Source organism: Streptomyces sp. Y309 (assembly GCF_056712025.1).
Genome location: NZ_CM160048.1, coordinates 5,745,481 through 5,771,806, shown reverse-complemented (window position 1 = coordinate 5,771,806; position 26,326 = coordinate 5,745,481). Strand labels below are relative to the sequence as shown.

28 protein-coding genes, 1 tRNA gene and 1 riboswitch are annotated in these 26,326 nt (G+C 70.2%); of the genes, 12 read left to right on the top strand and 17 right to left on the bottom strand.

The features are described from left to right. The first annotated feature begins 487 nt into the window (after window positions 1-487). From AC0KTA_RS23625 to AC0KTA_RS23610, 4 genes are all read left to right on the top strand, one after another. On the top strand, window positions 488-1,549 hold the full coding sequence (locus AC0KTA_RS23625; protein WP_481050219.1) for an SRA domain-containing endonuclease: 1,062 nt from the start codon (window positions 488-490) through the stop codon (window positions 1,547-1,549). Between the two features lie 386 nt (window positions 1,550-1,935). Beyond that, window positions 1,936-2,181, top strand: a complete 246-nt coding sequence (locus tag AC0KTA_RS23620) for a hypothetical protein (protein ID WP_481050218.1) — start codon at window positions 1,936-1,938, stop codon at window positions 2,179-2,181. Between the two features lie 120 nt (window positions 2,182-2,301). Beyond that, window positions 2,302-2,814, top strand: coding sequence for a nucleoside deaminase (locus AC0KTA_RS23615; RefSeq protein WP_481050217.1), 513 nt, complete (start codon window positions 2,302-2,304; stop codon window positions 2,812-2,814). Between the two features lie 83 nt (window positions 2,815-2,897). Then, window positions 2,898-3,203 (top strand): hypothetical protein, encoded by a 306-nt coding sequence (locus tag AC0KTA_RS23610; protein WP_481050216.1) that lies wholly within the window; start codon window positions 2,898-2,900, stop codon window positions 3,201-3,203. Window positions 3,204-3,343: 140 nt separating this feature from the next. Here the strand turns inward: AC0KTA_RS23610 and AC0KTA_RS23605 are convergent, their stop codons facing one another. Together AC0KTA_RS23605 and AC0KTA_RS23600 are read right to left on the bottom strand one after the other, a co-directional pair. After that, window positions 3,344-3,769 carry an RICIN domain-containing protein gene (locus tag AC0KTA_RS23605; RefSeq protein WP_481050215.1) on the bottom strand — a complete coding sequence of 142 codons (426 nt, stop codon included), beginning with the start codon at window positions 3,767-3,769 and terminating at the stop codon, window positions 3,344-3,346. Window positions 3,770-4,137: 368 nt separating this feature from the next. Continuing rightward, on the bottom strand, window positions 4,138-4,605 hold the full coding sequence (locus tag AC0KTA_RS23600; protein ID WP_481050214.1) for a hypothetical protein: 468 nt from the start codon (window positions 4,603-4,605) through the stop codon (window positions 4,138-4,140). 168 nt (window positions 4,606-4,773) lie between these two features. Here AC0KTA_RS23600 and AC0KTA_RS23595 point away from each other — a divergent pair, with 168 nt between their 5' ends. Then, entirely contained in the window at window positions 4,774-5,088 is a 315-nt protein-coding gene (locus AC0KTA_RS23595; RefSeq protein WP_481050213.1) for a DUF1330 domain-containing protein, read from the top strand. 58 nt (window positions 5,089-5,146) lie between these two features. Here AC0KTA_RS23595 and AC0KTA_RS23590 read toward each other — a convergent pair whose 3' ends face one another. Then, on the bottom strand, window positions 5,147-6,505 hold the full coding sequence (locus tag AC0KTA_RS23590) for a DUF445 domain-containing protein (RefSeq protein WP_481050212.1): 1,359 nt from the start codon (window positions 6,503-6,505) through the stop codon (window positions 5,147-5,149). Between the two features lie 230 nt (window positions 6,506-6,735). Here AC0KTA_RS23590 and AC0KTA_RS23585 point away from each other — a divergent pair, with 230 nt between their 5' ends. Further along, window positions 6,736-8,067 carry an SGNH/GDSL hydrolase family protein gene (locus AC0KTA_RS23585; RefSeq protein ID WP_481050211.1) on the top strand — a complete coding sequence of 444 codons (1,332 nt, stop codon included), beginning with the start codon at window positions 6,736-6,738 and terminating at the stop codon, window positions 8,065-8,067. Between the two features lie 259 nt (window positions 8,068-8,326). Here AC0KTA_RS23585 and AC0KTA_RS23580 read toward each other — a convergent pair whose 3' ends face one another. The 4 genes from AC0KTA_RS23580 to AC0KTA_RS23565 are packed head-to-tail and all read right to left on the bottom strand — an operon-like array spanning window position 8,327 to window position 11,849. Continuing rightward, on the bottom strand, window positions 8,327-9,097 hold the full coding sequence (locus AC0KTA_RS23580) for a DUF1707 SHOCT-like domain-containing protein (protein WP_481050210.1): 771 nt from the start codon (window positions 9,095-9,097) through the stop codon (window positions 8,327-8,329). Between the two features lie 9 nt (window positions 9,098-9,106). Continuing rightward, a complete protein-coding gene (locus AC0KTA_RS23575; protein WP_481050209.1) occupies window positions 9,107-10,105 on the bottom strand; it encodes an ABC transporter ATP-binding protein in 999 nt (332 codons plus the stop codon). A gap of 6 nt (window positions 10,106-10,111) precedes the next feature. Beyond that, window positions 10,112-11,035, bottom strand: coding sequence for an ABC transporter permease (locus AC0KTA_RS23570; protein ID WP_481050208.1), 924 nt, complete (start codon window positions 11,033-11,035; stop codon window positions 10,112-10,114). Further along, entirely contained in the window at window positions 11,028-11,849 is an 822-nt protein-coding gene (locus AC0KTA_RS23565; protein ID WP_481050207.1) for an ABC transporter permease, read from the bottom strand. Before AC0KTA_RS23565 ends, AC0KTA_RS23570 begins: the two co-directional genes overlap by 8 nt. A 1,106-nt stretch (window positions 11,850-12,955) precedes the next feature. Here AC0KTA_RS23565 and AC0KTA_RS23560 point away from each other — a divergent pair. Further along, window positions 12,956-15,262, top strand: coding sequence for a transglycosylase domain-containing protein (locus AC0KTA_RS23560; protein ID WP_481056534.1), 2,307 nt, complete (start codon window positions 12,956-12,958; stop codon window positions 15,260-15,262). A gap of 26 nt (window positions 15,263-15,288) precedes the next feature. On the opposite strand, the gene AC0KTA_RS23555 is transcribed toward AC0KTA_RS23560, so the two are convergent. The 3 genes from AC0KTA_RS23555 to AC0KTA_RS23545 all read right to left on the bottom strand — a co-directional run bounded on the left by AC0KTA_RS23555 (window position 15,289) and on the right by AC0KTA_RS23545 (window position 16,479). Continuing rightward, window positions 15,289-15,609, bottom strand: coding sequence for a DMT family transporter (locus tag AC0KTA_RS23555; RefSeq protein ID WP_481050206.1), 321 nt, complete (start codon window positions 15,607-15,609; stop codon window positions 15,289-15,291). Window positions 15,610-15,638: 29 nt separating this feature from the next. Beyond that, window positions 15,639-15,709, bottom strand: a riboswitch (guanidine-III (ykkC-III) riboswitch). A gap of 43 nt (window positions 15,710-15,752) precedes the next feature. Beyond that, complete coding sequence (locus tag AC0KTA_RS23550; RefSeq protein WP_106967814.1) at window positions 15,753-16,055, bottom strand: GroES family chaperonin; 303 nt, start codon at window positions 16,053-16,055, stop codon at window positions 15,753-15,755. A 97-nt stretch (window positions 16,056-16,152) separates the two neighbouring features. Beyond that, a complete protein-coding gene (locus tag AC0KTA_RS23545; protein ID WP_481050205.1) occupies window positions 16,153-16,479 on the bottom strand; it encodes a DUF3618 domain-containing protein in 327 nt (108 codons plus the stop codon). 163 nt (window positions 16,480-16,642) lie between these two features. Between AC0KTA_RS23545 and bcp the strand changes: the two genes are divergently transcribed. Then, window positions 16,643-17,110: a thioredoxin-dependent thiol peroxidase gene (gene bcp, locus AC0KTA_RS23540; protein ID WP_481050204.1), complete on the top strand. Its 468-nt coding sequence runs from the start codon at window positions 16,643-16,645 to the stop codon at window positions 17,108-17,110. Window positions 17,111-17,207: 97 nt separating this feature from the next. After that, a tRNA-Leu gene (locus tag AC0KTA_RS23535) sits at window positions 17,208-17,291 on the top strand. Between the two features lie 95 nt (window positions 17,292-17,386). Here AC0KTA_RS23535 and rdgB read toward each other — a convergent pair. The 4 genes from rdgB to AC0KTA_RS23515 form a co-directional block, all read right to left on the bottom strand. Next, window positions 17,387-17,989 (bottom strand): RdgB/HAM1 family non-canonical purine NTP pyrophosphatase, encoded by a 603-nt coding sequence (rdgB, locus tag AC0KTA_RS23530; RefSeq protein ID WP_481050203.1) that lies wholly within the window; start codon window positions 17,987-17,989, stop codon window positions 17,387-17,389. A 97-nt stretch (window positions 17,990-18,086) separates the two neighbouring features. After that, a complete protein-coding gene (locus AC0KTA_RS23525; protein WP_481050202.1) occupies window positions 18,087-18,485 on the bottom strand; it encodes a hypothetical protein in 399 nt (132 codons plus the stop codon). Between the two features lie 135 nt (window positions 18,486-18,620). Then, entirely contained in the window at window positions 18,621-19,352 is a 732-nt protein-coding gene (rph, locus tag AC0KTA_RS23520) for a ribonuclease PH (RefSeq protein WP_481050201.1), read from the bottom strand. 575 nt (window positions 19,353-19,927) lie between these two features. Continuing rightward, window positions 19,928-20,161: a PTS sugar transporter subunit IIB gene (locus AC0KTA_RS23515; protein ID WP_189730386.1), complete on the bottom strand. Its 234-nt coding sequence runs from the start codon at window positions 20,159-20,161 to the stop codon at window positions 19,928-19,930. Between the two features lie 223 nt (window positions 20,162-20,384). On the opposite strand from AC0KTA_RS23515, the gene AC0KTA_RS23510 reads away from it, so the two are divergent. Both AC0KTA_RS23510 and AC0KTA_RS23505 read left to right on the top strand, forming a co-directional pair. Further along, window positions 20,385-21,698 (top strand): PTS transporter subunit EIIC, encoded by a 1,314-nt coding sequence (locus AC0KTA_RS23510; RefSeq protein ID WP_481050200.1) that lies wholly within the window; start codon window positions 20,385-20,387, stop codon window positions 21,696-21,698. A gap of 229 nt (window positions 21,699-21,927) precedes the next feature. After that, window positions 21,928-23,178, top strand: a complete 1,251-nt coding sequence (locus tag AC0KTA_RS23505; RefSeq protein WP_481050199.1) for a PTS transporter subunit EIIC — start codon at window positions 21,928-21,930, stop codon at window positions 23,176-23,178. Between the two features lie 76 nt (window positions 23,179-23,254). On the opposite strand, the gene AC0KTA_RS23500 is transcribed toward AC0KTA_RS23505, so the two are convergent. After that, window positions 23,255-24,007, bottom strand: coding sequence for an MBL fold metallo-hydrolase (locus AC0KTA_RS23500; RefSeq protein ID WP_481050198.1), 753 nt, complete (start codon window positions 24,005-24,007; stop codon window positions 23,255-23,257). A gap of 238 nt (window positions 24,008-24,245) precedes the next feature. On the opposite strand from AC0KTA_RS23500, the gene AC0KTA_RS23495 reads away from it, so the two are divergent. Beyond that, the gene (locus AC0KTA_RS23495) at window positions 24,246-24,701 is read left to right on the top strand and encodes a type II toxin-antitoxin system PemK/MazF family toxin (protein ID WP_481050197.1); all 456 of its coding nucleotides are present in this window, start codon (window positions 24,246-24,248) and stop codon (window positions 24,699-24,701) included. Window positions 24,702-24,922: 221 nt separating this feature from the next. Here AC0KTA_RS23495 and AC0KTA_RS23490 read toward each other — a convergent pair whose 3' ends face one another. Next, the gene (locus AC0KTA_RS23490) at window positions 24,923-25,873 is read right to left on the bottom strand and encodes a PLP-dependent cysteine synthase family protein (protein ID WP_481050196.1); all 951 of its coding nucleotides are present in this window, start codon (window positions 25,871-25,873) and stop codon (window positions 24,923-24,925) included. 15 nt (window positions 25,874-25,888) lie between these two features. Then, window positions 25,889-26,176, bottom strand: a complete 288-nt coding sequence (locus AC0KTA_RS23485; protein WP_481050195.1) for a MoaD/ThiS family protein — start codon at window positions 26,174-26,176, stop codon at window positions 25,889-25,891. Window positions 26,177-26,326 lie beyond the last annotated feature (150 nt).

The window sequence follows — 26,326 nt, the reverse complement described above, 5'->3', positions numbered from 1 at the left end:
TAGACGAATCACCTCTTCGGGTCCCCATAGGGCAATTTGCCTCGTACACGTCTGCAGGGCCAGGCTTCGCTCCGCAAGTTCGTCGCGTGCTTCATCCGATAGCCGACCGCCTGTGCGTATCCCCGGCGCCGCTCGGGCCAATGTGTCCTCGACCGCAGATTGAGCATCGAGCAACCGCCCATAGGCCTGCTGTCGCTGCCCACGTACCCACTGAAGATGCTCAGCAACGGCCTGGCCTTCAACTTGCAAGCGTGCTGCCTCAACTGCCTTTGTGCCACCGATCCTGGCCCCTCGTACAGCCCAAATCCCACCGGCGAAGGCCCCAGCGATAGCTCCCACTAGGCCGAAGCCACCTGCCAGCACCGCGGCTATTCCCTGATCCATGCCCCACATCGTCTCCCGCCTCGCGGTGCCAGCCAAAGCGCAACGCTGCATTGCCGTTGCCCTCACTGCACCGTCGTTGAGCACGCGAACTAGCCTCTACGTCATGACGACAACCGCACCCGCATTCGAACCCGGAGTCATCCGTACACGTGCGGAGATCGGTCAAAAACTAGGAGGTAGTCCCCAAGGCGGGATATGTCCATCTAGGTCCACGCCGACCGTACTCCTCTTCTCTGACATCAAAGCCGGTGAGCCGTACGGCTACCGCGACGGTTGGCTCGCCGAGGAGGACGACCTTGGCCCCATATTCACGTACACCGGAGCGGGGACCCGGGGTGACCAAACCTTTGGAGGGCTCTACGGCAAGGGCAACTCTGCGGTGCTCAATCACGCCTCGCGCGGGCGCACCCTTCACTTGTTCGTCGCCGAAGGGAAGGTTCCGGGATCCGGCACTAGGACGCATCGCTATGTCGGTCCCTTCAAGGTGGATGAGCGCGAGCCTTACCAGCTGCGACAAGCCCTCGATGAGGACGGGGCAGAGCGAAGCGTCATAGTCTTTCGCTTGCGCCCAACTGGCCAGTTCCATCGATCCGAAGCCCACCTGCTCCCTCGGGCAAGAGCGACTAGACCCATCTTCTTTCGCGCTAGGGAAGCCACTCGGCTAGCCAGGGTGCAACGAAGACAGCGGAGGAACCAACATCGCAACCTCACACCCGAGGACATCGCCGAGCAGCGGCGCGAGGAGTTGAGCGAGAGCTACGAGAGTGAACTGAGCGATGCAGGCCACTCAGTTGGCTATCTACAGGTAGAGGTCAAAGACAAGACGTCCACACTCATCAGCGATCTTTACGACGAAAGCGAAAACACCCTCTACGAACCCGCGGACAGTACGTCGCGTGAAGCTGTCAGAGGCGCCCTCGCACAACTCTTGGACTTGGGCAGATACCTACGCTTGTTGGAACACAGCCAGCCACTCCGGCTCATGGTTCTCTCGCCCGAGCTTCCCGATGCGGACATTCGCGAACTCCTCGAGGAACATGATGTCGGCGTCATATACCGGAATGAGACCGGGGGATTCTCCGAGTATCAGGGTGAGCGACGAAGCTCTGGCGGCGCCGGAGCTCCGCCGTTTCCGTGTGCCGAATGCCCAGCCCTCAGGCGGTAGCACCGGCATCCCGGGCCGGATCCACTACCTGGCCCGGCGGCCTACAACTTGTCCGACGGATCGCAATCCGGGTGGGCAGTGGATCGATCGTTCCGTCCCGTGTGAGCAGGGGTGCCTTGGGGCCATCGGCGGCCAGTCCAGCACCGGCCTGACGCGCGGCGGGCTGTCCACCCGGCGCGCAGTTCTCGCCCGAACCATTTTACTTGGCGTGCCGGGTATTATCGGTTGCCCATGTTGCTGCACATTCTCTCCTGCACCACAGAGATCTCGCCAAATCCCGTTGTTGCTTGAGTTGCAGGCGATCTCAACACGGCGGAAGCTGAGATTGCATCGTTCGTCAGCTCGCTCAGATGCCCAGGTAGGACGGCATCGCTAAGGAGCCAACCATGACGGCCGTTCACGCCGATAGACTTCGGCAGCTTGCTGATGCGATCAGCGAGCGCAAAGTTCCGCTTGGCGACTCGCTCGAGAATCAATGCTGGGGCTCTTTTGCAGCGAAGATTGCAGAGCGCAATATCGATGACGCTTGGGAGTACTATGGGCTGACCCCTGAGCTCTTCCGAGCTGTCATTAGTGTAAATCGGAAGCTTCCCCCGGATCACAGGAATGAAGGCATGCGCGAACTGACATAGGCGCTTGCGAATTCTTCGGCCGCGTAACGTGTACTGGCCGTCACTGACCAGCTACGACGTGAACCTGGACGGGCCGTTCAGCGATGCGGATCCGTCGGTCCACATGTGAGGGAGATTCCGTTGCCTTATGCCCCGGAGAGCGAGCAGGACCGCACGTTCCTGGAACAAGCCATCGACCTCTCCCGCCGCGCACTCGAGGACGAGGGCAAGACGCCCTTCGGCGCCCTCGTGGTGGTGGACGGCGAGACCGTCGGCACAGGGACGAGTTCCGTCGTCGAGCTGCATGACCCGACCGCCCACGCCGAGGTCATGGCCCTGCGCGACGCGGGCCAGAGCCTCGGGCGCCACCTCATGGAGGACGGCGTGATGTATTCGAGCAGCGAGCCGTGCTCGATGCGCCTCACCGCCTGCTACTGGGCACGGCTCCCCCGTCTCGTGTACGCGGCGACCAGTCACGACGTCGCGGTCAGCGGCTTCGAAGACCTCCAGTACTACCGGGAGTTGGCCCTTCCGAACGGCGAACGCCGACTCCTGGCCGAGGTATCCGTCGAGGGCAAGCTGCGCTCGACCGCGGCTGGCGCCCTCACCGAGTGGGCGGCCGCACTGCCGTCCCCGGTGAAGCCGAAGCTCTGATCCCAGTGCCCGGCGGCTCATCGCCCCGCGTTAGCCTCTGGCCAAGGAACATCAAGGGCGTGTCACCGAGAGGCGGACCCATCATGGCGAAGATTCCGGCAGCAGCGGTGGCCGCGAGCGGCCTCGTCGGGGGCTACGCCACCGCCCGGTTCACCAAGAAGCGCCCCCTCGGCGGAGCCGTCCTCGCCGTAGCCGGAGCCGCCGCCGCGCAGCAGTGGCGGCAGCAAGCCGGGGCGAAGACGGCTGCCGCGCTCAGCGCCGCGTACGTCGCCGGGTTCGCCGGGTCGCATCCTCTCGCCAAGAAGGTCGGCGCCTGGCCCGCCGTCCTCGGCGTCGCCGGGAGCGTGGCGCTCGCCTCTTGGGTGGCCGTCGACCGCCGCCGCGGCTGACGCCAACAGCGGCCCTCGGCCGCCCTCTACGACCGAGGCCCCACTCGGTACGCGCAAACGGCCCCGTACACCAACCCGGTGCACGGGGCCGAGCTTTCCCCAGGACCTCAGCCTGTCGGCTCCCCCAGGGACTCAAACCGTCACGCCGACTCGAACACCCACTTCTGGTTCCGCTCCCCGATCCACTCCTCCAGGTTGAGCTGCGTGCCCCTCCTGTCCGACGGGAGGCTGATGACGCCGTTGGCGTAGACGAAGGCGATGCGGAACAGGTTGTCGCCGACCGGCTCGATCGACCACTGGAGCGGGACGGTCTGGCCCGCGATCAGGGGCGGGTAGATGCGGACGTCGGCCTGCGAGACGTACGAGTCGCCCGCGGCGCTCTTGATGACGTACTGGTTCACGCCGTTGGTGGTCGTGATGCGCCACTTCTGGTTGGTGCCCTTGTGCAGATCCCAGCCGATGATCGGGGTGTTCGGGGAGGTGGAGCCCCCGCTCAGGTCCACGTACAGGTCCTCGAACGCCGCGTTCTTGATCCAGTATTCGCCGTCCGGAATGATCGGAGCCATGCGTCAACCTCCGTACGAGAGAGGGGCGGTGCCCAAGCGGGCAACCGGCCATCGGGCGGACCTCAACGTAGGCGGCGCCTGTCCTCGACGTAACGGGCTCTTCCGGTCGTAAAGCAGGGCTTTGGGACGGCTGGGTCATCGCGCTGCATGTCCTGCTATTCAGCCATCGGCGCGCGAGCAGGTGTGAGGAGAGCGGGAGCGCTCCCACCTCGCCGGGGCCGGTTCTTTTCCTGGTGCGGGAGGGCAGTGGGTACGGCACCGGCGTGGCGGGGGCGGCAGGGGCGACGGCGCCCGCTCCCTCAACTGCCGCAATCCGTACGCCCCGTACGCCCCCCGGCGGCCACACCCCCGCCCCGTCCGGCGGCTGACTATGCCGAAAGACCGTGCCCCCTGAATTGCCGCGCGAACCCCGCCACCGCCAGCACCACGCCGCCCCCGGCCATCACGAAGACCAGCCACGCCAGCGGCCAGAGCGAGGCGTCCTGCTCCTCGTGCGTGAGGAAGGAAGCAAGGAGGAGGGCGGCGGGCGGGACGGTCACCACGGGGAGCGTCCAGCGCAGGCGGTCGCGGAAGCCGAAATAGGCGGCGAGCGCCAGCACGGTGATCACCACGAGCGTGATGCCCGTGTCGGTCACCGGCGAAGTCTCGTTGATCGCGCCCGGCGTCTCGGGGCGGTTGCGCAGGTCCCAGGGCAGGAAGAGGAGGTACGCGGCGGCGGCCAGACCCGCGCCGAGCAGGCGCGTCGCCCAGCGCTCGGCGGGCGGGCGGCCGCGCAGCGGGCTCAGCGCGTTCCGCAGCGGGCTCGATGCGCTCAGCAGAGGGCTCAGTGCGTTCATGTGTACGACGATGGCGGTTCCGGTGGGGCCGGGCATGAGTACGCGTACTCAGTCGAGCAGTTGAGCTCTACTGCCAGGCGGCGGTGCCCGCGCCGCCGAGCAGGGCAGCGGTGTCCATAGTCTCTACCGTGACACGTACACGCCGTGTCCAACGGAACGGGGAATCCCATGCCTGCTTACGTCATTGTCAACGTCGATGTGCTCGACGAGGAGGCCGGCCTGGCCTACGCATCCGTGGCCCAGAAGTCCATCCTCAGCCACGGCGGCCGATACCTGGTCGCGGGCTCCACGCCCGAGCCCGTCGAAGGCACCTGGGACTCCTCCCGGTTCATGGTCATCGAGTTTCCCGACATGGACCGGATCCGGGAGTGGTACGACTCCCCCGAGTACCGCCGGGCCCGGGAGATACGAGAGGGAAAGGCTCAGGTGGGGATGCTGTTCGTCGAGGGCTCGCCGCCCGAGGGCTTCTCCCTTCCGGCCTAGCTGTGCAAGTTCAACCGGACAGGGCTTCCCCTCCCCCGGCGCGGTCCGCGCGGGTCGGCTAACCCCCCAGCGCCCGCGAAACCGTATAGATCACCAACCCCGCCAACGACCCCACCACCGTGCCGTTGATCCGGATGAACTGGAGGTCGCGCCCGATGTGGGCCTCGATCTTCTTCGAGGTGTGTTCGGCGTCCCAGCCCGCGACGGTGTCCGTGATGAGGGACGTGATCTCGTTGCGGTACGTCGTCACGACGTACACCGCCGCGCCCTCGACCCAGCCGTCGACCTTGTCCTGGAGGCGGGCGTCGGTGGACATGCGGGCGCCGAGGGAGAGGAGGGAGGCGCGGACGCGCAGGCGGAGTTCGCTGCGTTCGTCCTCGGCGGCGGCCACGATCATCTGGCGGACCGCGGACCAGGCGGAGGCGATCAGGTCCTGGACCTCGCCGCGGGCGAGCACCTCGCGCTTGAGGCGCTCCACGCGCGCGCGGGTGTCCGTGTCGGACTGGAGGTCGGAGGCGAAGTCGGTGAGGAAGCGGTCGAGGGCGCCGCGGGCGGGGTGCTCGGGCATGTCCCGCATCTCGGTGACGAAGCGGAGGAGTTCTTTGTAGACGCGCTCGCCGACTCTTTTGTCCACGAAGCGTGGCGTCCAGCCGGGCGCGCCGCCCTGCACCGCGACCATCACCGAGTCCCCGTGCAGCACCAGCCAGTCGTGGGCGCGCACGCACACCAGGTCCACGACCCGCTTGTGGCCGCCGTCCGCGACGACCTTCTCCAGCATCTTGCCGATGCCCGGCGCGACCTCCTGGGCGTCCGCGCGGCGCGTGATGGCCTCGCCGACGACGGCCTGCACGTCCGAGTCGCGCAGGACGGTGAGCGCGCCGCGCAGCGCGGTGGCGAGCTCGGCGGTCACGCGGTCGGCGTGCTGCGGCTCGGCCAGCCAGGCGCCGAGGCGGCTGCCGATGCCGACGGCGCGCAGCCGCTGGCGGACGACGTTCTGGGAGAGGAAGTTCTCGCCCACGAAATCGCCCAGGGACGCGCCGAGCTGGTCCTTCTTCTTCGGGATGATCGCCGTGTGCGGGATGGGGATGCCCAGGGGGTGACGGAACAGCGCCGTCACCGCGAACCAGTCGGCGAGCGCGCCGACCATGCCCGCCTCGGCCGCCGCCGCGACATATCCGGCCCAGGCGCCGGCGCCCGTGTTCTGCGCCCACTTCGCGAGCACGTACACGACCGCGACGAAAAGCAGCAGGCCCGTCGCGGTCAGCTTCATCCGGCGTACGCCGCGCTGCTTCTCCTCGTCCGCCTCGCTGAAGCCGCCGGGGCCGAGCGGTCCGCCGGCCGCGCTTGGGGAGTGGCCGGCGCGGGCATGCTGTTCCCTGCCCGTCCCGGCCGATTCCTCCGCCTTCGTACGTTCCATCCCTGGCGCCCCGTCTTCGTGTCGCGTTCCGTGCTGCTCGTACGTACGTATCCCTCGTACGCATTGTCCTTCCAGCCGTCCTTCTAGTCCGACTCCCGGAACGAACCACAAGTTCCCGGCGTCTGAGTGAGCGGAGGGGGGCACTGTCGGCTCCCTCGCGGCCCATGACGCATCATGGGGTGTTCACACCGGAGCCTCGGGCTCCCCCTGCCCGAGGAGACACAGCCCGCATGACCAAGCGTCACGGTTATGCACTGCTGGCCGCACTGCTCGCGGTCATCGTGGCCGTTTCGGCCGCCATATACATCGGCGTCACGGGCGCCGACGACGACGCGAAGGACCAGCTCAGCGCCAGTCCGCGCGGGCCCCGCAACTCCGCGGCACCGGCCTCGGCGGGCACCTGGGTCGGCACCTGGTCCGCCTCACCGGCGGGGGCCGAGCCCGGCACCGAGACGCGCGGCATGGCGGGCCGCTCTGTGCGCAACGTGGTGCACACCAGCGTCGGCGGCGAGAGCGTCCGCATCACCCTGTCGAACCTGTACGGCACGCAGCCGCTGACCATCACGCACGCCTCCGTCGCCGTGGCCGCCGCCTCGAACAACCCGGCCGCGGCCGTCGACAGCCTGCGCCGCCTCACCTTCCGCGGCGACACCTCGGTGGTCATCCCGCCGGGACGGCAGATCGTCAGCGACGCCGCCCGGCTGCGCGTGCCGCACGACGCGGACCTGCTGGTCACGACGTTCTCCCCGGCCGCGTCCGGGCCGGTGACGTACCACCCGCACGCCCGCCAGATCTCGTACGTCGCCGACGGCGACCACACCGAGGACCCGAGCGGGTCGGCGTACCACGAGCAGACCCCGTACTGGCGCTATCTCTCCGCCGTCGACGTCCTCAGCAGCGAGAGCGACGGCACCGTCGTCGTCATCGGTGACTCCATCACCGACGGCATCTCCTCCACCATGGGCGCCAACCGCCGCTGGACCGACGTCCTCGCCGACCGGCTGCGCGCGGAGTCCGGCGCGCCGCGCTACAGCGTCGTGAACCAGGGCATCAGCGGCAACCGCGTCCTGTCCGACGGGAGGCCCGGCGTGCGGGGCGGGCCCGGCGCCAACCCGAGCGGTCTCTCCCGCTTCGACCGCGACGTGCTCAGCCGCACCGGCGTGAAGGCCGTCGTCATCGCCCTCGGCATCAACGACATCCTGCGCAATCAGGAGACCGACGCCCGGCGTATCGCCGACGGGCTGCGGGAGCTGACCCGGCAGGCGCATGCCCGCGGGCTGCGGGTCGTCGGGGCGACGCTCACGCCGTTCGGCGGGCACCGGGGTTATACGCCCGCCCTGGAGGGCGTGCGGCGCGCCGTCAACGACGAGATCCGCGCCGGCAAGGTCTTCGACGAGGTCGTCGACTTCGACAAGGCGCTGCGCGATCCGTACGATCCCCGGGCCCTGCTGCGTCGGTACGACTCCGGGGACCACCTCCACCCCAGCGACGCCGGGTTCCGCCGGATGGCGGAGACCTTCAACTTGTCCGACCTGAAGGGCACGTCGGCCGCGGAGCTGTGAGGTTCTGTCCCTGCCGGGGGCTTCCCCAGTCCCACCCCTTCCCGAAACTGGGGGCTCTGCCCCCAGACCCCCGCTCCTCAAACGCCGGAGGGGCTGATTACTTCGCCGGTGCGGCAGAGTTTTAGCCCGTCCGGCGATTGAGGACGAGCCGCGAAGCGGCGATCAGCGGGGGTCTGGGGGCGGCAGCCCCCTGGTTACGGGAAGGGGCGCCCGCGCGCGGAGCGCGCTAATGGACGCAGCGGGGAGCCTCCCGGCAGGGCTAATGCAGCCGCCGCCGCTCCGCCCGCTGCCGCGCCCGCACCGCCTTGCGCAGCTTCCGCTCGACGTTCACCCCGCCCATCAGGGCGAACCCGGTGACCGTGACGCGGGGCGAGCCGGGCGTGCCCACCCCGGTGGCGTCGTCCCCGAAGCCGCCCATGATCCCGAAACCCTTGACGTTGACGTTCAGCTCGGGCGGCACGGTGACCTGGATGCCGCCCATGAGCGCGAAGCACCGGATGACGACGTCCCGCTCCGCGAACCGCGCCTCGCGCAGATCGATCTCCCCGCCGCCCCACATCGCGAACGACGTGAACAGCCGCCCGATCGTCCACCCGCCCTTGCGGGTGAACCCGCTCCAGAACGCGAACGCCCCCGTGGACGAGGGCTCGCCGCCGACGATCCGCTCGCGCCAGTCGATCTCCCCGGAGCCCTCGCCCTCGGCGTGCTTGACCATGGACACCTTGGACCCGGGCGGCACGGCGGAGGGCAGATCGCGGGTGAGGGGCGCGAGATCGCCGTACGTACGGGCCTGATACACCGCGTCGAGGCGCTCGCCGAACTCCTCCAGGTCGAGCCGCCCCTCGGCCATCGCCTCGCGCAGCACCTCGGCGACCCGCTCGCGGTCGGCGTCGGAGGCCCGCAGCTCGGCGTGGCTCGGCTCGGTGTGGATCGGCTCGGCATGACCGGGCCGGGCGGCGGGCGGCCCGGAGGCGTCCCGTCCGGCGGCGGGCGGCTCCTCCGGCGGTGGCGTGGGCTCGGCGTCCGTCATACCGGCAGCCTACGAGGTCGCCCGGTCCGCGTACATCTTGGCAATCACGGCCTCGATGTCGGGCTCGCGCACGGACAGGTCGACGAGGGGATAGCGCGCCGCCACGGCGGCGACCAGCGGCGCGGCCGACGCCGCCGCCGGGAACGCCAGCCACTGCCGCGGCCCCTCCACCTTCACGACCCGCGCCGACTCGACCTCCAGGGGCGGCAGTTCGCGTTCCAGGTCGACGACGAGGGTGCGCTCGCTCTCGCCCACCTCGTGCAGCCCGGCCAGCGGCCCGTCGTACATCAGGCGCCCGTGGTCGATGACCATCACGCGCTTGCACAACTGCTCGATGTCGGTGAGGTCGTGCGTGGTCAGCAGCACCGTCGTGCCCGACTCTGCGTTCAAGTCGCGCAGGAACTCACGGACCTTCGCCTTGCTGACCACGTCGAGGCCGATCGTCGGCTCGTCCAGATACAGCACCTCGGGGTCGTGCAGGAGCGCCGCCGCGATGTCGCCGCGCATCCGCTGCCCGAGCGAGAGCTGGCGTACGGGGACGTCCAGCAGGGCGCCCAGGTCGAGGAGTTGGACGCAGCGGTCGAGGTTCTCGGCGTACCGCCGGTCGGGGATCCGGTACATGCGGTGCATCAGGCGGTACGAGTCGATGAGCGGCAGGTCCCACCACAGGGTGGTGCGCTGGCCGAAGACGACGCCGATGCGGCGGGCGAGCCGGGTGCGCTCGCGCGCCGGGTCGATGCCCGCGACCCGCAGGCGGCCGCCGCTTGGCGTGAGGATGCCGGTCAGCATCTTGATCGTGGTCGACTTGCCGGCGCCGTTCGGCCCGATGTAGCCGACCATCTCGCCGCGCGGCACCCGGAAGGTGATCCCGTCGACGGCCCGCACCTGGTGCCGCTCGCGGCGCAGGAAGCCGGTCTTCTTGCGTACGTCGAAGACCTTCTCGATGCCGTCGAGCGCGATGAAGTCGGCGTCCACCACGCCATCGCCCCTGTTCTCCATGGTCGCCATGGCGTATCAGCTCCCTGTGCTGCGGTACGAGCGGAGTCCCGCGCGCCACGCGAGGCCCGCGAGCGCGCAGCACGCGACGGCCACCAGCGGCGGCGTGAAGGCGGCCCACGACGGCAGGCCGAGCGGATAGGGGCGGCCGAGCACGTACAGGCCGGGCAGCCAGTTCACGAAGGCGATGGGCACGAGGAAGGTGACGCCCCGCACCAGGTCCTTGCCGAAGACGGACGGCGGGTACTGCAGGAGCGTGTTGCCGCCGTAGGTGAACGCGTTCTGCACCTCGGAGGCGTCCTGCGCGAGGAACTGGAAGGCCCCGCCGACGACGAAGACGGCCATGAAGATGCCCGCGCCGCTGACCAGCATCAGCGGGATCAGCAGGACCCTCAGGGGCGTCCACGTCAGGTCGAGGGCGAGGAGGGCGTACCCGAGGGTCAGCAGGCCCTGCGTGACCCGCCCCAGCCTGCGCAGCGCGAACCGGTCCGCCGCGACCTGCGCGAGCACCGGCGCGGGCCGCACCAGGAGGGTGTCCAGGGTGCCGTCGCGCACCCGCCTGCCGAGCCGGTCCATCGAGCCGATCGCCAGGTCGGCGAGGCCGAAGGCGGTGGCCGCGGCGCCGTACAGGAAGGCGACCTCGGGCAGCCGGTAGCCGCCGAGCGCGTCGACCTGGGAGAACATCAGCAGGATCGCGGCGAAGTCGAGCGCGGTCGCCGCGAAGTTGCCGAGGGCCGTCATCGCGAAGGACGCGCGGTAGGCCATGGTGGAGCGGATCCACATCGCGCTGATCATGCGGTAGGCGCGCAGGCCGTCCCGCGCCCGGGCCAGCGGGCGGTCGGGGGTGCCGTCGGCCAGGCCGCGCGGCCCCGGTCGGTCCCCGGCCCGCTCGGCCCGCTGCTCATCGGGGCGCTGCTCATCGGGTCGCAGCAGCTCAGCCACCCTGCACCACCACCCTCCGGGTCGCGACGGCCTGCAGCAGCCGCCCGGCCGTGAGCAGCACGGCCGCCCATCCAGCCTGGAACGCGTACGTCGCCAGCAGGTCCGCCCCCTGGTGTTTGCCGAGGAACACGTCGGCCGGGACCTGGATCAGCGCGGACCAGGGCAGCGCGCGGGCGATCTCGCCGAGCGTGCCCGGGAAGACGTTCAGGGGCAGCAGCATCCCGGAGAAGAACAGGCTCGCCAGCCAGGCCATCTGCGCCACACCCGCCCCGTCGAGCAGCCAGAAGGCGCTGAGCGCCACCAGGAAGCGCAGCGCGAAGCTGACCACCACCCCGAGCAGCACGGCGACCGTCGCGGCCAGCCAGGTCAACAGGTCCCCCGGCAGGGCCAGTTGGAAGCAGAGCCCGCCGACCGCCATCGGGACCGCGCCGCGCGCGAGGAGCTGGAACAGCGCCCGGCCCAGGTCGCCCGCGAGCCACCAGGCCTGAAGATCGGCGGGGCGGTAGAGATCGATGGCGACGTCGCCGGTGCGGATGCGCGCCATCAGCTCGTCCTCGAAGCCGCCGCCCATCACCGCGACGGTCGTCAGGAGGGCCTGCCCGAGCCACACGTACGTGAGAGCCTGCGCCTGGTCGTATCCTCCAAGTCCAGGCTTCTCGTCCCACAGGGCAATATAGGTGTAGGTCAGGATCACTCCGAAGACGGTGTTGGTGAACACACCCGCCACGGTCGCGATCCGGTACGTAGCGAAGCGCCGGAAGCTGCCTGCGGCGACGGCCGCATACAGGCGGAACCGTCCAGTTCCCACGAACATCCCTTTCAGAGAGCCTCGTCCCGTGCAAGGCCACCGCGCCCGGTCCGAATCCGGACCGAAGCGCAGGAGCCTAGTGCGAGCGGGGCCGCCCGTGCCAGGCAATTTCGCCGCGCGGTGCGTGCCTGGTCAGTAAGGCATGCGGTGACAGTGTGCAATGGGTCGTACGAGGCGTACTGGATGTATGAGGCGTACGAGATGTACGACGCGAACCGGGAGTTCCGCGAGACATGAGCAGCGACGAGCCACAGCGGCAGCCGGGCGACGGGCAGGAGGAGCCCGCCGCCCGGCGGGGGGAACCCGCCGCGCGGCAGGACGGGCCCGCCGGCGGTCCGGACGAGCGGACCTCCCGGCCGGAGCCGAGCGACCCTGCTTCCGGCGGCGAGGCCCGTACATCCGGTGCATCCGGCGCGTCCAATGCGGCTGGCGCGTCTGGCGCGTCCCATGCGTCCGGCGCATCTGGCACGTCTCGCAAGTCCCACGAGCCCCGTGCGTCCCACACATCCCACGCGTCCGGCGAGGACCGGGCCCGGCCCGCGCAGGACGGCCCGGCGGCCCCGAAGGACCGGCCGAGCGGCGCCCCTGCCCCGCAGGACCGGCCGAGCGGCTCCCCGACCCCGCAGGACCGGCCGAGCGGCCCCCCGGCCCCGAAGGACGGCGGCCCCTCCACGCAGCAGCTCCGCCCCAGCGGGCGGCCGAGCGGTGCCGCGCCGCGGCAGAACGGCGCCTCCGACCGGCAGGGCGGCCCCGCCCTCGGCAAGGGCACCCCCACTCCCCCGCCGCCCGGCCCCGGCGCCGGCCCGGGCACGCCTCTCGGCGGCACCCGGCCGCCCGCCGCACCGCAGGGCCGCGCCGCCTCGGCGCAGGGCGCCCCCGACCCCTCCACCCAGCAGCTCCGGCCCGTCGCCGCCGCGCAGGGGCGGCCGCGCCCCGGGTGGGCGCCCCGCGAGCCGGAGGACGGCCCCGGCGCGAGCGCGGCGATGTCCGAGGGCGCTCCGAGCGGCGCGGGCGGCGCACCCGGAACACCCCCCGGCACTCCCCCGGGCAAGAACGGCAAGAAGAAGCGGCCCAAGCGCAAGGGCTGGCGGCGGCTCTTCCCGACCTGGCGGATGGTGCTCGCCGGGTTCATCTTCGTGGTCCTGCTGCTGGCGGGCGGGTTCACCGCGGGCTATCTGCTCATCGACATCCCGCCGGCGAACGCCATGGCCACCAAGCAGGCCAACGTCTACCTGTACGCCGACGGCACCGAGCTCGCCCGCGACAGCAAGGGCGCGAACCGCGAGAACGTCCCGCTGTCCAAGGTCCCCAAGCACGTGCAGCACGCCGTGCTCGCCGCCGAGGACCGGGACTTCTACGGGGAGTCCGCCGTCGACCCGAAGGCGATGCTCCGCGCCGCCTGGAACACCGTCACCGGCAAGGGCAAGCAGTCCGGCTCGACGATCACGCAGCAGTACGTGAAGAACTACTACCTGGGTCAGGAGCAGACCGTCACCCGCAAGGTGAAGGAGTTCTTCATCTCGATCAAGCTGGACCGCGAGGTGAGCAAGGACGACATCCTCCAGGGCTACCTGAACACCAGCTACTTCGGCCGCAACGCGTACGGCGTGCAGGCCGCCGCCCAGGCGTACTACGGCAAGGACATCGAGGACCTGTCCGTGGCCCAGGGCGCCTACCTCGCCACGCTCGTGAACTCCCCGAACGCGTACGACGTGGCGACGCACCCGGAGAACAAGGCCAACGCCGAGGGCCGCTGGAACTACGTCCTGAACGGCATGGTCAAGGAGGGCTGGCTGTCCTCCACCGACCGGCAGAAGCAGAAGTTCCCGATGCCGAAGCAGGCGAAGGGCGCGGCGGGCCTGTCCGGGCAGCGCGGCTATGTGAAGGACGCCGTCAACGACTACCTCATCGAGAACAAGATCATCGATGAGAAGGACCTCAGCCGGGGCGGCTACCGCATCACCACCACCCTGCAGAAGCCGAAGCAGGACGCCTTCGTGGAGGCCGTCGACGACCAGGTGATGTCGAAGGTCGACAAGAAGGCCCGCAAGATCGACCGGAACGTGCGGGTGGGCGGCGCGTCCGTGGACCCGAAGACCGGCAAGGTCGTCGCGATGTACGGCGGCATCGACTACACCAAGCAGTTCGTCAACAACGCGACCCGGCGCGACTACCAGGTCGGCTCGACCTTCAAGCCGTTCGTGTTCACCTCGGCCGTGCAGAACGGCTCGACCACGCAGTCCGGCCAGCCGATCACGCCGAACACGGTGTACGACGGCAACAACCGCCGACCGGTGCAGGGCTGGGACGGCGGCCAGTACGCGCCCGCCAACGAGGACGACGTCGACTACGGCGACATCTCCGTGCGCCAGGCCACCGACAAGTCCGTGAACTCGGTGTACGCGCAGATGGCCGTCGACGTGGGCTCCGACAAGGTCAAGGACACCGCGGTCGCGCTCGGCGTCCCGGAGAAGACCCCGGACCTCACCGCGTCCCCGTCGATCGCGCTCGGCCCGTCCACGGCGTCCGTGCTCGACATGACGGAGGCGTACGCGACGCTCGCGAACCACGGCCAGCACGGCTCGTACACGATCGTCGAGAAGATCACCAAGGACGGCGAGGACGTCGCGCTGCCGGAGCGCGGCGAGAAGACCGCGGTGAGCCGCGAGGCCGCGGACACCACGACGTCAGTGCTGCGCAGCGTCGTCGACTCCGGCACGGGCACGGCGGCGCTCGCCGCGGGCCGCCCGGCGGCCGGCAAGACCGGCACGGCGGAGGAGGACAAGGCGGCCTGGTTCGCGGGCTACACGCCGGAGCTGGCGACCGTCGTCTCGATCATGGGCGCGGACCCGACGACGGCCAAGCAGACCCCGCTGTACGGGGCGCTCGGCGAGACGCGCATGAACGGCGGCGGCTATCCGGCGCGCGTCTGGGCGCAGTTCACCAAGGACGCCCTGGAGGGCAAGCCCGTCAAGGAGTTCGACCTGGAGCTGGAGGCCGGCGCGGACGTGCCGGTGGAGCCGGACCCGTCGGGCAGCGCCGAGGAGCCGGACACCGGCGAGGAGGACACGGGCGGCGCGACCGGCGACGAGGACACCGGAGGCACGGCCGACGGCGGCGCCACGGACGGCGGCGCCACGCCGGGGCAGGACCAGGGCGGCCAGACACAGGGCCAGGACCAGGGCCAGACCCAAGGCCAGGACCAGGGACAGACGCAGGGCCCGACCCAGGGCCAGGACCAGGGACAGGTCCAGGGGCCGACCGAGGGCCAGACCCAGGGGCCGACCGGAGGCGCCGACGGAGGCACGGCCGACGGCGGCACCGCGGACGGCGGGGCGGCCGACGGCGGGCAGCAGGGCGCCCTGGGCGGTCTCACGCAGGGCACGAACACGGGGCGGGGCGCCCGGAACGGCGACTGACGCCGCGCCCTCGCCCCGCCCCGGGCTCAGTGGCCCGAAGTCGCCTTCAGGCCCACGACGGCGACCAGGAGCAGGCCCACGAAGAAGATCCGGGCCGCGGTGGCGGGCTCGCCGAGCGCGAGCATGCCGACGACCGCGGCACCGGCGGCGCCGATGCCGACCCAGACGCCGTAGGCCGTGCCGATCGGCAGGGACTTGGCGGCGTACGACAGCAGGAACATGCTGGCGACGATGCCCGCGCCGGTGAACACACTCGGCCACAGGCGGGTGAACCCGTCGGTGAACTTCATGCCGATCGACCAGCCGACCTCGAGCAGACCGGCGACGACGAGCAGGACCCAGGCCATGACGGCACCTCCGAAAACTGGACTTCAGGGGTGCGTCGTCTTTGCGGATCCCGGTACGGCGCGTCTCGTCGGGGTCCTTCCAAGGTAGCAAAAGGCACGCAAAAGGGGCTGGTGACGATGGTCACCAGCCCCACAGGTCACGGCTACAGATACAGCCCCGTCGAGTCCTCGGACCCCTCGAAGCGGTCCGCGGCGACGGCGTGCAGGTCGCGCTCGCGCATCAGGACGTACGCCACGCCCCGCACCTCGACCTCGGCCCGGTCCTCCGGGTCGTACAGGACCCGGTCGCCCGGCTCGACCGTGCGCACGTTCTGCCCCACGGCGACGACCTCGGCCCAGGCCAGGCGCTTGCCGACGGCTGCCGTCGCGGGGATCAGGATGCCGCCGCCGGAGCGCCGCTCGCCCTCCGCGGTGTCCTGACGGACGAGCACGCGGTCGTGCAGCATCCGGATCGGCAGCTTGTCGTCGTGGGTCCTTGGTTCATGTGTGTTGGCACTCACGCCCCGAACCTACCTGCCCGCGAGCGCCCTGTACGCCCCCGGGTCAGCCCTTGCGGCGCTTGGAGCCCACCGTGAAGAACCCCACGACGCCCACCACCACCAGGGCCACCGGCACGATCCGCTCCAGGCGCGGTTGCCCGTCCTCTCCGACGAGCTGGCGCCGCACGTCGGAGACGAAGCGATTCGCCCCGACGTAGGCCCGGCCGAGCGAGTGGTCCACCTTCGAGGCGACCTTGGCCCTGGCGTCGCCGACGATCGTCTTCGGGTGGACCCTCACCCCGATCTCGTCGAGGGTCTCGGCGAGCTGGTCGCGCCGGCGCTTGATGTCCGCCTCGATCTGCGCAGGGGTCCTGGCATCCGCTTCCGCCACCGCGCTGCCTCCGTGGGTGTGTGCTGGTCCCGGACGTTCCGGTCGTTCCACAGTCTGTCAGCTCCGCCCTCGCCGCACCCCACGGCACCCCTATTACGCTCGACTCCGTCACCACATCCCTATGCGTGCGCGCCCGCGCACGTGGCGCCCGAGGAGACCGTAAATGAGCGAGCGACTGCAGCCCGGGGACACCGCCCCCGCCTTCACCCTGCCCGACGCCGACGGCAAGGACGTCTCCCTGGCGGACCACAAGGGCCGCAAGGTCATCGTGTACTTCTACCCCGCCGCGCTCACCCCCGGCTGCACCAAGCAGGCCTGCGACTTCACGGACAACCTGGACGTGCTCGCGGCCGCCGGCTACGACGTCATCGGCGTCTCCCCCGACAAGCCGGAGAAGCTCGCGAAGTTCCGCGAGAAGGAGAACCTCAAGGTCACGCTGGTCGGCGACCCGTCCAAGGAGACCCTGGAGGCGTACGGCGCCTTCGGCGAGAAGAAGCTGTACGGCAAGACCGTGACCGGCGTGATCCGCTCGACGGTCGTCGTGGACGAGGCCGGCAAGGTGGAGCACGCCTTCTACAACGTGAAGGCGACGGGCCACGTGGCGAAGATCATCAAGGATCTGGGCGTCTGACTCCTTCCCCGCCCACCACCCCACCCGCCGCGGTGGCTTGCAAGTTCCGACTCTCCGGGCAGGCTCGGCCGGGCGGCCATTACGATGGGCCCGGCACGCGGCCGTGGTGGAACTGGCAGTCACGCTGGGTTTAGGTCCCAGTGGGGTAACACCCGTGAGGGTTCGAGTCCCTCCGGCCGCACACGCACGAAGGGCGCCCCGGGTGGGGCGCCCTTCGCCGTGTCCGGACATGTGCCGATCGCGGTCCTGCCGAGTTCAGGACACTTTCTGTCCGGGTCAGCCGAGGAGTTCGCGGACCACTGGTGCCAGCGCGCGGAACGCCTTGCCGCGGTGGCTGATCGCGTTCTTCTCGTCCGGCGTGAGCTCGGCGCAGGTGCGGGTGTCGCCGTCGGGCTGGAGGATCGGGTCGTAGCCGAAGCCGCCGGTGCCGGACGGGGTGTGCCGCAGGGTGCCGGACAGTCGGCCCTCGACGACGCGCTCGGTGCCGTCCGGCAGCGCGAGGGCGGCCGCGCACGCGAAGTGGGCGCCGCGGTGCGGATCGTCGATGTCGCCGAGCTGGGCGAGGAGCAGCTCCAGGTTGGCGCGGTCGTCGCCGTGCCGGCCCGCCCAGCGCGCGGAGAAGATGCCGGGGGCGCCGCCGAGCACGTCGACGCACAGGCCCGAGTCGTCGGCGACGGCGGGCAGTCCGGTGGCCTCGGCCAGGGCGTGCGCCTTGAGGAGCGCGTTCTCGGCGAAGGTGACGCCGGTCTCCTTGACGTCGGGGATGTCGGGGTAGGCGTCCGCGCCGACGAGCTCGTGGTCGAGCCCGGCGTCGGCGAGGATCGCCTTGAGCTCGGTGAGCTTGCCGGTGTTGCGGGTGGCGAGGATGAGGCGGGTCATGGGACCAGTATCGGGCCCCATCACCGCCCTGTTCGCCGTGCCCCGCGTCCCGTCGGCGTGACAGGTGACGGCGTGCCGGAGGCCCGGCCGGTCCGGGTCAGTCGGTGCAGACGTTCGTCAGCTCCTTGGCCGCGTCGCCGACCGGGCTCATGTCGGGCGTCCTGTCGCCGCCGTCCTTGGTGGCGTCGCGGATGTTGTCGACGGCCTTCTCCAGGTGGTCGACGGCCTTGTCCACGTCGGTGTCGTCGGACTTGTCGCGGATGTCGTCGAGGTTGTCCTCGATGTCGTCGAGCGACTTGTCGGCGTCCTTGGGCTCAAGGGCCGCGTCCTGGACGGCTTCCCGCATGTCCTGGATGTTGTCGTGGATGTCGTCGGCGGTCTTGGCGCAGTCGATGGCCTTGTCGACGGGGTCGCAGGCCACGAGGCCGGCGCCTGCCGTGACAGCGATCAGAGCGGTGGCGATGGCGGTAACGGTACGGCGGTGGCGCGCGGCCATGCGTAAATCCCTCCCCGGTGCGGACGGGCGCACGGCTTGGCCCGTACGCCCGCACTCGTAAGAACGCCCGTCCGGGCCTCGACGGTTGCCTTCCCCCGCCGAACGGCCGAAACCGCAACTTGGCCGCGCGCTGCGCTACTTGATCGCTTCGAGCGCTTCGCGCTGGTACGTGGCGAGGTCCACGCAGCCGCCGACGGCGAGGTCGAGCAGCGCGTTCAGCTCCTCACGGGCGAACGGCTCGGCCTCGGCGGTGCCCTGGACCTCGACGAAGCGGCCGTCGCCGGTGCACACGACGTTCATGTCGGTGTCGGCCTTCACGTCCTCCTCGTAGCAGAGATCGAGCAGCGGTACGCCGCCCACGATCCCGACGGAGACCGCGCTGACCGTGCCCGTGAGCGGCTTGCGCCCGGCCTTGATCAGCTTCTTGCCCTGGGCCCAGGCGACGGCGTCGGCGAGCGCGACGTACGCGCCCGTGATGGCCGCGGTGCGGGTGCCGCCGTCGGCCTGCAGGACGTCGCAGTCCAGGACGATGGTGTTCTCGCCGAGCGCCTTGTAGTCGATGACGGCGCGCAGGGAGCGGCCGATGAGGCGGCTGATCTCGTGCGTGCGGCCGCCGATCTTGCCGCGGACGGACTCGCGGTCGCCGCGGGTGTTCGTGGAGCGCGGGAGCATCGAGTACTCGGCGGTGACCCACCCCTCGCCGCTGCCCTTGCGCCAGCGGGGCACGCCCTCCGTCACGGAGGCCGTGCAGAAGACCTTGGTGTCGCCGAAGGAAATGAGGACGGAGCCCTCGGCGTGCTTGCTCCACCCGCGTTCGATGGTGATCGGGCGAAGCTGTTCGGGGGTACGGCCGTCAATTCTGGACATGCGGGCGAGCCTATCGGGCCCTGCCGGGGCCTTCCCCGCTGTATCCATCAGCACGCTCCGCGCGCGGGCGCCCCTTCCCGCCACATCGATCATCGGCTCCGCCGCGGGTGGGCGGCTGCCGTCCCCTGGACCCCCGCTGGGGTGGGTGTCCCGTGCGGGTGGGACAGACCCCGCCGGGGGTGGGTGTCCCGCGCGGGTGGGACGGCCCCCCGCCGATCGCCGCTCCGCGGCTCGTCCTCAATCGCCGGACGGGCTTTTTCCCACCCGCCCGCCCTTTTCGCCCTTCGGGCGGAGTGGGGGGGGAGGGTGGGACTGCGTCCTCCGGGCGGAGTGGGGGCCGGCGGGGCTTCGCCCTTCGGGCGTGATGGGGTGGGTGGGCGGGAAAAATAGCCCCTCCGGCGTTTGAGGAGCGGGGTCTGGGGCGGAGCCCCAGGAAGGGCGGGTGGGTGGGAAATAGCCCGTCCGGCGCTTGAGGACGAGCGCGGCAGCGCGATCTGCGGCGCCCACGCACGCGTGAGGGCCCCGTTCCGGCAAGCAGAACAGGGCCCTCAACGCACGCGCAGCGCAGCGCAGCGTTACATCATGTCCTCAATGTCCGCGGCAATCGGATCCGCATCCGTCCCGATGACAACCTGAATCGCGGTGCCCATCTTCACGACGCCGTGCGCGCCCGCGGCCTTCAGGGCCGCCTCGTCGACCAGGCTCGGGTCGTTGACCTCCGTGCGGAGGCGGGTGATGCAGCCCTCGACCTCTTCGATGTTGTCGATGCCGCCGAGCCCGGCAACGATCTTCTCAGCCTTGCTGGCCATGGTGTTCTCCCTGCTCTGAAAAGGACGCGGCCACGACACCGTAGGTCCGCTTTGTCACGTTAACGCACGGTTGGCCCATCTTCGCGGGCGGTCACCGCAGCCGTACCCAATCATGACGATCAAGGTGCGACCCCTCGTGGGGGCGTGCCGATTACCCGTCCGCGACTGGTCTACACCAGTTTTCAACGACCGCCAAACCTGGCTGGTTCCGGGAGGAACGCAGATGAGTTCCGACGCCGCCGCGGTGCCGCGGAAGAAGTGGTGGAACAGCTTCTTCCAGGGCTTGCAGAAGATGGGCCGCAGCCTCCAGCTCCCCATCGCCGTCCTGCCCGCCGCCGGCATCCTCAACCGGCTCGGTCAGCCGGACGTCTTCGGCGACGACGGGCTCGGCTGGACGAACGTGGCCAAGGTCTTCGCGGCCGCGGGCGGCGCCCTGCTCGACTCCTCGCTCGGCCTGCCCCTGCTGTTCTGCATCGGCGTCGCGATCGGCATGGCGAAGAAGGCGGACGGGTCGACGGCGCTCGCGGCGGTGGCGGGCTTCCTCGTCTACTACGCGGTCCTGCGCGCGTTTCCCGACGACTGCCCGGCGGGCGCCGACTTCGCGGGCGCGGGGATGTGGAGCGGGGTGTGCGTCGCCGAGGACGGGACGCCGGCCCAGGCCGCGTACCAGAACCCGGGGGTGTTCGGCGGCATCGTCATGGGGCTGCTGTCCGCCTGGTTCTGGCAGCGCTACCACCGCGTGAAGCTGGTGGACTGGCTCGGCTTCTTCAACGGGCGGCGCCTGGTGCCGATCATCATGGCCTTCATCGGCCTGGTCTTCGCCGGGCTGTGCGTGTGGATCTGGCCGCCCATCGGTGACGGGCTCACCAGCTTCTCCAAGTGGCTGGTGGACCTCGGCTGGCTGGGCTCGGGCATCTTCGGCGTGGCCAACCGCGCGCTGCTCACCGTCGGCCTGCACCAGTTCCTGAACACCTTCGTCTGGTTCCAGTTCGGCGACTACACCAAGCCGGACGGCACGGTCGTGCACGGTGACATCAACCGATTCCTGGCCGGGGACCCGACCGCGGGCCAGTTCACCAGCGGCTTCTTCCCGATCATGATGTTCGCGCTGCCGGCCGCGGCCCTCGCGATCACGCACGCGGCCCGTCCGGAGCGCCGCAAGGTCGTCGGCGGCATGATGCTCTCGGTCGGCCTGACGTCGTTCGTCACCGGCATCACCGAACCGATCGAGTTCTCCTTCCTGTTCATCGCGCCCGCGCTGTACGTGATCCACGCGCTGCTCACCGGCGTCTCGATGGCGGTCACCTGGGGCCTCGGCGTCAAGGACGGCTTCAGCTTCTCCGCGGGCCTCATCGACTACGTCATCAACTGGAGCCTGGCGACGAAACCCTGGCTGATCATTCCGATCGGGCTCGCTTTCGCGGTGGTTTATTACTTCTTGTTCCTCTTCGTGATCAAGAAGTTCGACCTGGCCACTCCGGGACGTGAACCGGAGGAAGTGGCAGAGGCGTTGGACGAGGAGCAGACCAAGGCGTAGGCACGGAAGCGGAACCTTCCGCGATACGATTGCCAGGCCCTCGGACCCTGTGGTCCGGGGGCTTTTCGTGGTGGATGCGGCGTTATGGCCGACCCCACAGGAATCGTGGGTTCCTTATGTCGCCTTGACCGTGTTACAACAGGTCTACACCAGTGAGTGGTGTAGACCACCTGGTTGCTGTCGCACCCCCCAACTGTCCCCCTGACAGCACCCGCACATGGAGGAAGTCATGAGTACGGCCACCGCCTCGGCGGCGCCCGCGAAGAAGCGGGGCTCCGGTCTGTTGCAGGGTCTGCAGAAGGTGGGCCGCAGCCTGCAGCTGCCCATCGCCGTGCTGCCCGCGGCCGGCATTCTGCTCCGCCTCGGCCAGCCGGACGTGTTCGGCGCCGACGGCCTCGGCTGGGGCAAGGTCGCCACGGTCTTCGCCAACGCCGGTGACGCCGTGTTCGCCAACATGCCGCTGCTGTTCTGCATCGGTGTCGCGATCGGCTTCGCGAAGAAGGCGGACGGCTCCACGGCCCTCGCCGCCCTCGTCGGCTTCCTGGTCTACACGAACGTCCTCAAGGCGTTCCCGGTCACCGAGGCGAAGATCACCAAGGGTGCCGACATCGCCGCGACCTACAACGACCCCAAGGTCTTCGGCGGCATCATCATGGGCCTGATATCCGCCGTGGTCTGGCAGCGGTTCCACCGCACCAAGCTGGTGGACTGGCTCGGCTTCTTCAACGGCCGCCGCCTCGTCCCGATCATCATGGCCTTCATCGGCACCGGCATGGGCGTCCTCTTCGGTCTCGCCTGGGGGCCGGTCGGCGACGCGATCACCAGCTTCGGCGAGTGGATGACCGACCTCGGCTCGGTCGGCGCGGGCATCTTCGGCGTGGTCAACCGCGCGCTCCTTCCGGTCGGCATGCACCAGTTCGTGAACACCGTCGCCTGGCAGGAGATCGGCTCCTTCACGGACTCCGCGGGCGCCGTCTGGCACGGCGACATCCAGCGCTTCATGCACGGCGACCCGACGGCGGGACAGTTCATGTCCGGCTTCTTCCCGATCATGATGTTCGCGCTGCCCGCCGTGGCCCTGGCCATCACGCACACGGCCCGGCCCGAGCGCCGCAAGGTCGTCGGCGGCATGATGATGTCGCTCGCGCTCACCTCGTTCGTCACCGGCATCACCGAGCCGATCGAGTTCGCGTTCATGTTCATCGCCCCGGTCCTGTACGTGATCCACGCGGTGCTGACCGCCATCGCCATGACGGTCACCTGGGCCCTGGGGGTGCACCACGGCTTCACGTTCTCGGCCGGCGCCATCGACTACGTACTGAACTGGAAGTTCGCCGAGAAGCCCTGGATGATCATCCCGATCGGCCTGGTGTTCGCGGCGGTCTACTACGTGGTCTTCCGCTTCGCGATCGTCAGGTTCAACATCCCCACCCCGGGCCGCGAGCCCGAGGAGGAGATCGAGGACCTCACGAAGGCGTGAGCCGCACCTCTGCCTGACACGGAGGGCCCGGAACCGATCGGTTCCGGGCCCTCCGTCGTCGTACCGCCGCGGCGGCTCAGATCTCGTACGTCGCCCCCGGGGCCGCCAGCTCCACCGGACCGGTGAAGACCTCCCGCGCGTCGGCGAGGTTCACGGAGGGGTCCGTCCACGGCGGGATGTGCGTGAGGACCAGGCGCCCGGCGCCCGCGCGGCGGGCGGACTCGCCGGCCTCGCGGCCGTTGAGGTGCAGGTCGGGGATGTTCTCCTTGCCGTGCGTGAACGCGGCCTCGCAGAGGAACAGGTCGGTGCCGGAGGCGAGTTCGTCGAGTGCCTCGCACACCCCGGTGTCCCCGGAGTACGTCAGCGAGCGGCCGCCGTGCTCGAGCCGGATGCCGTACGCCTCGACGGGGTGGCACACCTTCTCCGTACGCACCGAGAACGGGCCGATGTCGAAGGCGCCGGGCTTGACCGTGTGGAAGTCGAAGACCTCGCTCATCGAGGACGCGGAGGGCGTGTCGGCGTACGCCGTGGTCAGGCGCTGCTCGGTGCCCTCGGGGCCGTACACCGGGATGGGGGCGCAGCGGCCGCCCTCGTGCCGGTAGTAGCGGGCCACGAAGTACGCGCACATGTCGATGCAGTGGTCGGCGTGCAGATGGCTGAGGAAGATCGCGTCGAGGTCGTACAGACCGATGTGGCGCTGCAGCTCGCCCAGGGCGCCGTTGCCCATGTCGAGCAGCAGCCGGAAGCCGTCGGCCTCGACGAGGTAGCTCGAACAGGCCGAGTCCGCGGACGGAAACGACCCCGAGCAGCCGACGACGGTGAGCTTCATAGAGCTGGAACCTCCACGCTGGCGGTCGGGGGAAATCGGGGCGTGCGGTCCGTCGAGCGTAAGGCGCGAAAGGTCGGCTCGCTCCTCCGTGGCCTGCCGTTGTGGGCGAACTCACCTGGGGTGTCACCGGTTCGGGGGCCCCGGGGCGCAGAGAGACGGGGCGCGCAGCGCTTCCGTATAAGGGTGGTGGCGGGAGACGGGAGGGCGGCCGGGCGGGGCCGCCGGTACCGTCGTCCCCATGGACACGTCGTGGTGGCTCGCGCTCGCCGCCGTCGTGGTGCTCGCGTTCGTCGTCACTCTGGTGGACGGATGGGCGCGGTCCGGGCGGCCGGGGCGGCGGCGGGATGTGCGGCGGCCGCCCCGGCGGGAGCGGGGTGGGCGGCCGCGGCCCCGCGCCGGGGAGATCTGGTGGGCGCGGGTGCCCTACGAGGGTGGGGCCGGGGGGAAGGATCGGCCCTGTCTGGTCCTGGGTGTCCGCGGGGACAGCGTGCGGGTCGCGAAGATCACCACTAAGTACCACGACGAGCGGGCCGGGGTGATTCCGTTGCCGCCCGGGGCCGTGGGGGACGCGCACGGGCGGCCCAGCTTTCTGGAGACCGATGAGATCCGGAAGGTCCCGGTGTGGGACTTCCGGCGGCGGACCGGGGTCGTCGACCCCGTGCTGTGGGACCAAGTGCGGCACCTGGCTGGTTAGCCCTGGCGGGGCCTTCCCCAATCCCGCCCCTTCCCGTAACCAGGGGGCTCCGCCCCCTGGACCCCCGTATCGCCGCTCCGCGGCTCGTCCTCAAACGCCGGACGGGCTAAAACCCAGCCGCACCGGCAAGGTCTAGCCCCTCCGGCGTTTGAGGAGCGGGGGTCTGGGGGCAGAGCCCCCAGTTTCGGGAAGGGGCGGGCTTGGGGAGCGCCCCGCAAGGCCTACGCCCACAGTTGGCCCTGCACCGCCGCTATGGCCTCCTCGTCCGTCTCCGCCGTGTAGACACCCGTCGAGAGGTACTTCCAACCACCGTCGGCCACGACGAAGACGATGTCGGCGGGCTCGCCCGCCTTGACGGACTTGCGGCCGACACCGATCGCGGCGTGCAACGCGGCCCCGGTCGAGACCCCGGCGAAGATCCCCTCCTCACGCAGCAGCTGCCGCGTACGCGTGACGGCGTCGGCGGAGCCGACGGAGAACCGCGTGGTGAGCACGGACGCGTCGTAGAGCTCGGGCACGAATCCCTCGTCGAGGTTGCGCAGACCGTAGACGAGGTCGTCGTAGCGCGGCTCCGCGGCGACGATCTTGACGTCGGGCTTGTGCTCGCGCAGGAAGCGGCCGACGCCCATGAGGGTGCCGGTGGTGCCGAGCCCGGCCACGAAGTGGGTGAGGGAGGGGAGGTCGGCGAGGATTTCGGGGCCGGTCGTGGCGTAGTGGGCGCCCGCGTTGTCGGGGTTGCCGTACTGGTAGAGCATCACCCAGTCGGGGTGCTCGGCCGCCAGCTCCTTGGCGACGCGTACGGCGGTGTTGGAGCCGCCGACCGCGGGCGAGGAGATGATCTCGGCGCCCCACATCGCGAGGAGGTCTCGCCGCTCCTGGGAGGTGTTCTCCGGCATGACGCACACGATGCGGTAGCCCTTGAGCCTGGCCGCCATCGCGAGCGAGATGCCGGTGTTGCCGGAGGTGGGCTCAAGGATGGTGCAGCCGGGCGTCAACCGGCCGTCCTTCTCGGCCTGTTCGACCATGTGGAGCGCGGGCCGGTCCTTGACGGAGCCGGTCGGGTTGCGGTCCTCGAGCTTGGCCCAGATCCGCACGTCGGCCGACGGGGAGAGCCGGGGCAGGCGGACCAGCGGCGTGTTGCCGACGGCCGCGAGCGGGGAGTCGTATCGCATCGGTGACCGGGCCTGTCAGGCCATGCCGCCGGCGACGGCCGGCAGGATCGTGACGCTGTCGCCGTCGGAGAGCTTCGTGGAGACGCCGTCGAGGAAGCGGACGTCCTCGTCGTTGAGGTAGACGTTCACGAAGCGGCGCAGGCTGTTGCCCTTGTCCTTGTCGATCAGCCGGTCCTGGATGCCCGCGTGCCGCGACTCGAGGTCGGCGAAGAGCGCGGCGATGGTGTCGCCGTTGCCCTCGACGGCCTTCTCGCCGTCGGTGTAGGTGCGGAGGATGGTCGGGATGCGGACCTCGATGGCCATGCGGAGGGCTCCTGTCGGGAGTGGGTCGGGGTACTGCCGAGGGTGGTGCGGAGGCCGGGGCCGGGGGCCCGATGGAGGGCCGGTGCGGGCTTCGGGCTTCGGGTTCCGGTGCGGATCGTGGCACGGACGCGCGGGGGTCCGCACGCGGCG

Coding starts and splice junctions, on each gene's coding strand:
- AC0KTA_RS23600 (WP_481050214.1), bottom strand. CDS start 4,605: ATGAACGCACTGAGCCCTCTGCTGAGCGCATCGAGCCCGCTGCGGAAC.
- rph (WP_481050201.1), bottom strand. CDS start 19,352: ATGTCCAGAATTGACGGCCGTACCCCCGAACAGCTTCGCCCGATCACC.
- AC0KTA_RS23560 (WP_481056534.1), top strand. CDS start 12,956: ATGGTGCTCGCCGGGTTCATCTTCGTGGTCCTGCTGCTGGCGGGCGGG.
- bcp (WP_481050204.1), top strand. CDS start 16,643: ATGAGCGAGCGACTGCAGCCCGGGGACACCGCCCCCGCCTTCACCCTG.
- AC0KTA_RS23515 (WP_189730386.1), bottom strand. CDS start 20,161: ATGGCCAGCAAGGCTGAGAAGATCGTTGCCGGGCTCGGCGGCATCGAC.
- rdgB (WP_481050203.1), bottom strand. CDS start 17,989: ATGACCCGCCTCATCCTCGCCACCCGCAACACCGGCAAGCTCACCGAG.
- AC0KTA_RS23500 (WP_481050198.1), bottom strand. CDS start 24,007: ATGAAGCTCACCGTCGTCGGCTGCTCGGGGTCGTTTCCGTCCGCGGAC.
- AC0KTA_RS23510 (WP_481050200.1), top strand. CDS start 20,385: ATGAGTTCCGACGCCGCCGCGGTGCCGCGGAAGAAGTGGTGGAACAGC.
- AC0KTA_RS23550 (WP_106967814.1), bottom strand. CDS start 16,055: ATGCTGCACGACCGCGTGCTCGTCCGTCAGGACACCGCGGAGGGCGAG.
- AC0KTA_RS23625 (WP_481050219.1), top strand. CDS start 488: ATGACGACAACCGCACCCGCATTCGAACCCGGAGTCATCCGTACACGT.
- AC0KTA_RS23590 (WP_481050212.1), bottom strand. CDS start 6,505: ATGGAACGTACGAAGGCGGAGGAATCGGCCGGGACGGGCAGGGAACAG.
- AC0KTA_RS23525 (WP_481050202.1), bottom strand. CDS start 18,485: ATGGCCGCGCGCCACCGCCGTACCGTTACCGCCATCGCCACCGCTCTG.
- AC0KTA_RS23485 (WP_481050195.1), bottom strand. CDS start 26,176: ATGGCCATCGAGGTCCGCATCCCGACCATCCTCCGCACCTACACCGAC.
- AC0KTA_RS23620 (WP_481050218.1), top strand. CDS start 1,936: ATGACGGCCGTTCACGCCGATAGACTTCGGCAGCTTGCTGATGCGATC.
- AC0KTA_RS23585 (WP_481050211.1), top strand. CDS start 6,736: ATGACCAAGCGTCACGGTTATGCACTGCTGGCCGCACTGCTCGCGGTC.
- AC0KTA_RS23495 (WP_481050197.1), top strand. CDS start 24,246: ATGGACACGTCGTGGTGGCTCGCGCTCGCCGCCGTCGTGGTGCTCGCG.
- AC0KTA_RS23610 (WP_481050216.1), top strand. CDS start 2,898: ATGGCGAAGATTCCGGCAGCAGCGGTGGCCGCGAGCGGCCTCGTCGGG.
- AC0KTA_RS23490 (WP_481050196.1), bottom strand. CDS start 25,873: ATGCGATACGACTCCCCGCTCGCGGCCGTCGGCAACACGCCGCTGGTC.
- AC0KTA_RS23555 (WP_481050206.1), bottom strand. CDS start 15,609: ATGGCCTGGGTCCTGCTCGTCGTCGCCGGTCTGCTCGAGGTCGGCTGG.
- AC0KTA_RS23580 (WP_481050210.1), bottom strand. CDS start 9,097: ATGACGGACGCCGAGCCCACGCCACCGCCGGAGGAGCCGCCCGCCGCC.
- AC0KTA_RS23505 (WP_481050199.1), top strand. CDS start 21,928: ATGAGTACGGCCACCGCCTCGGCGGCGCCCGCGAAGAAGCGGGGCTCC.
- AC0KTA_RS23565 (WP_481050207.1), bottom strand. CDS start 11,849: ATGTTCGTGGGAACTGGACGGTTCCGCCTGTATGCGGCCGTCGCCGCA.
- AC0KTA_RS23595 (WP_481050213.1), top strand. CDS start 4,774: ATGCCTGCTTACGTCATTGTCAACGTCGATGTGCTCGACGAGGAGGCC.
- AC0KTA_RS23605 (WP_481050215.1), bottom strand. CDS start 3,769: ATGGCTCCGATCATTCCGGACGGCGAATACTGGATCAAGAACGCGGCG.
- AC0KTA_RS23575 (WP_481050209.1), bottom strand. CDS start 10,105: ATGGCGACCATGGAGAACAGGGGCGATGGCGTGGTGGACGCCGACTTC.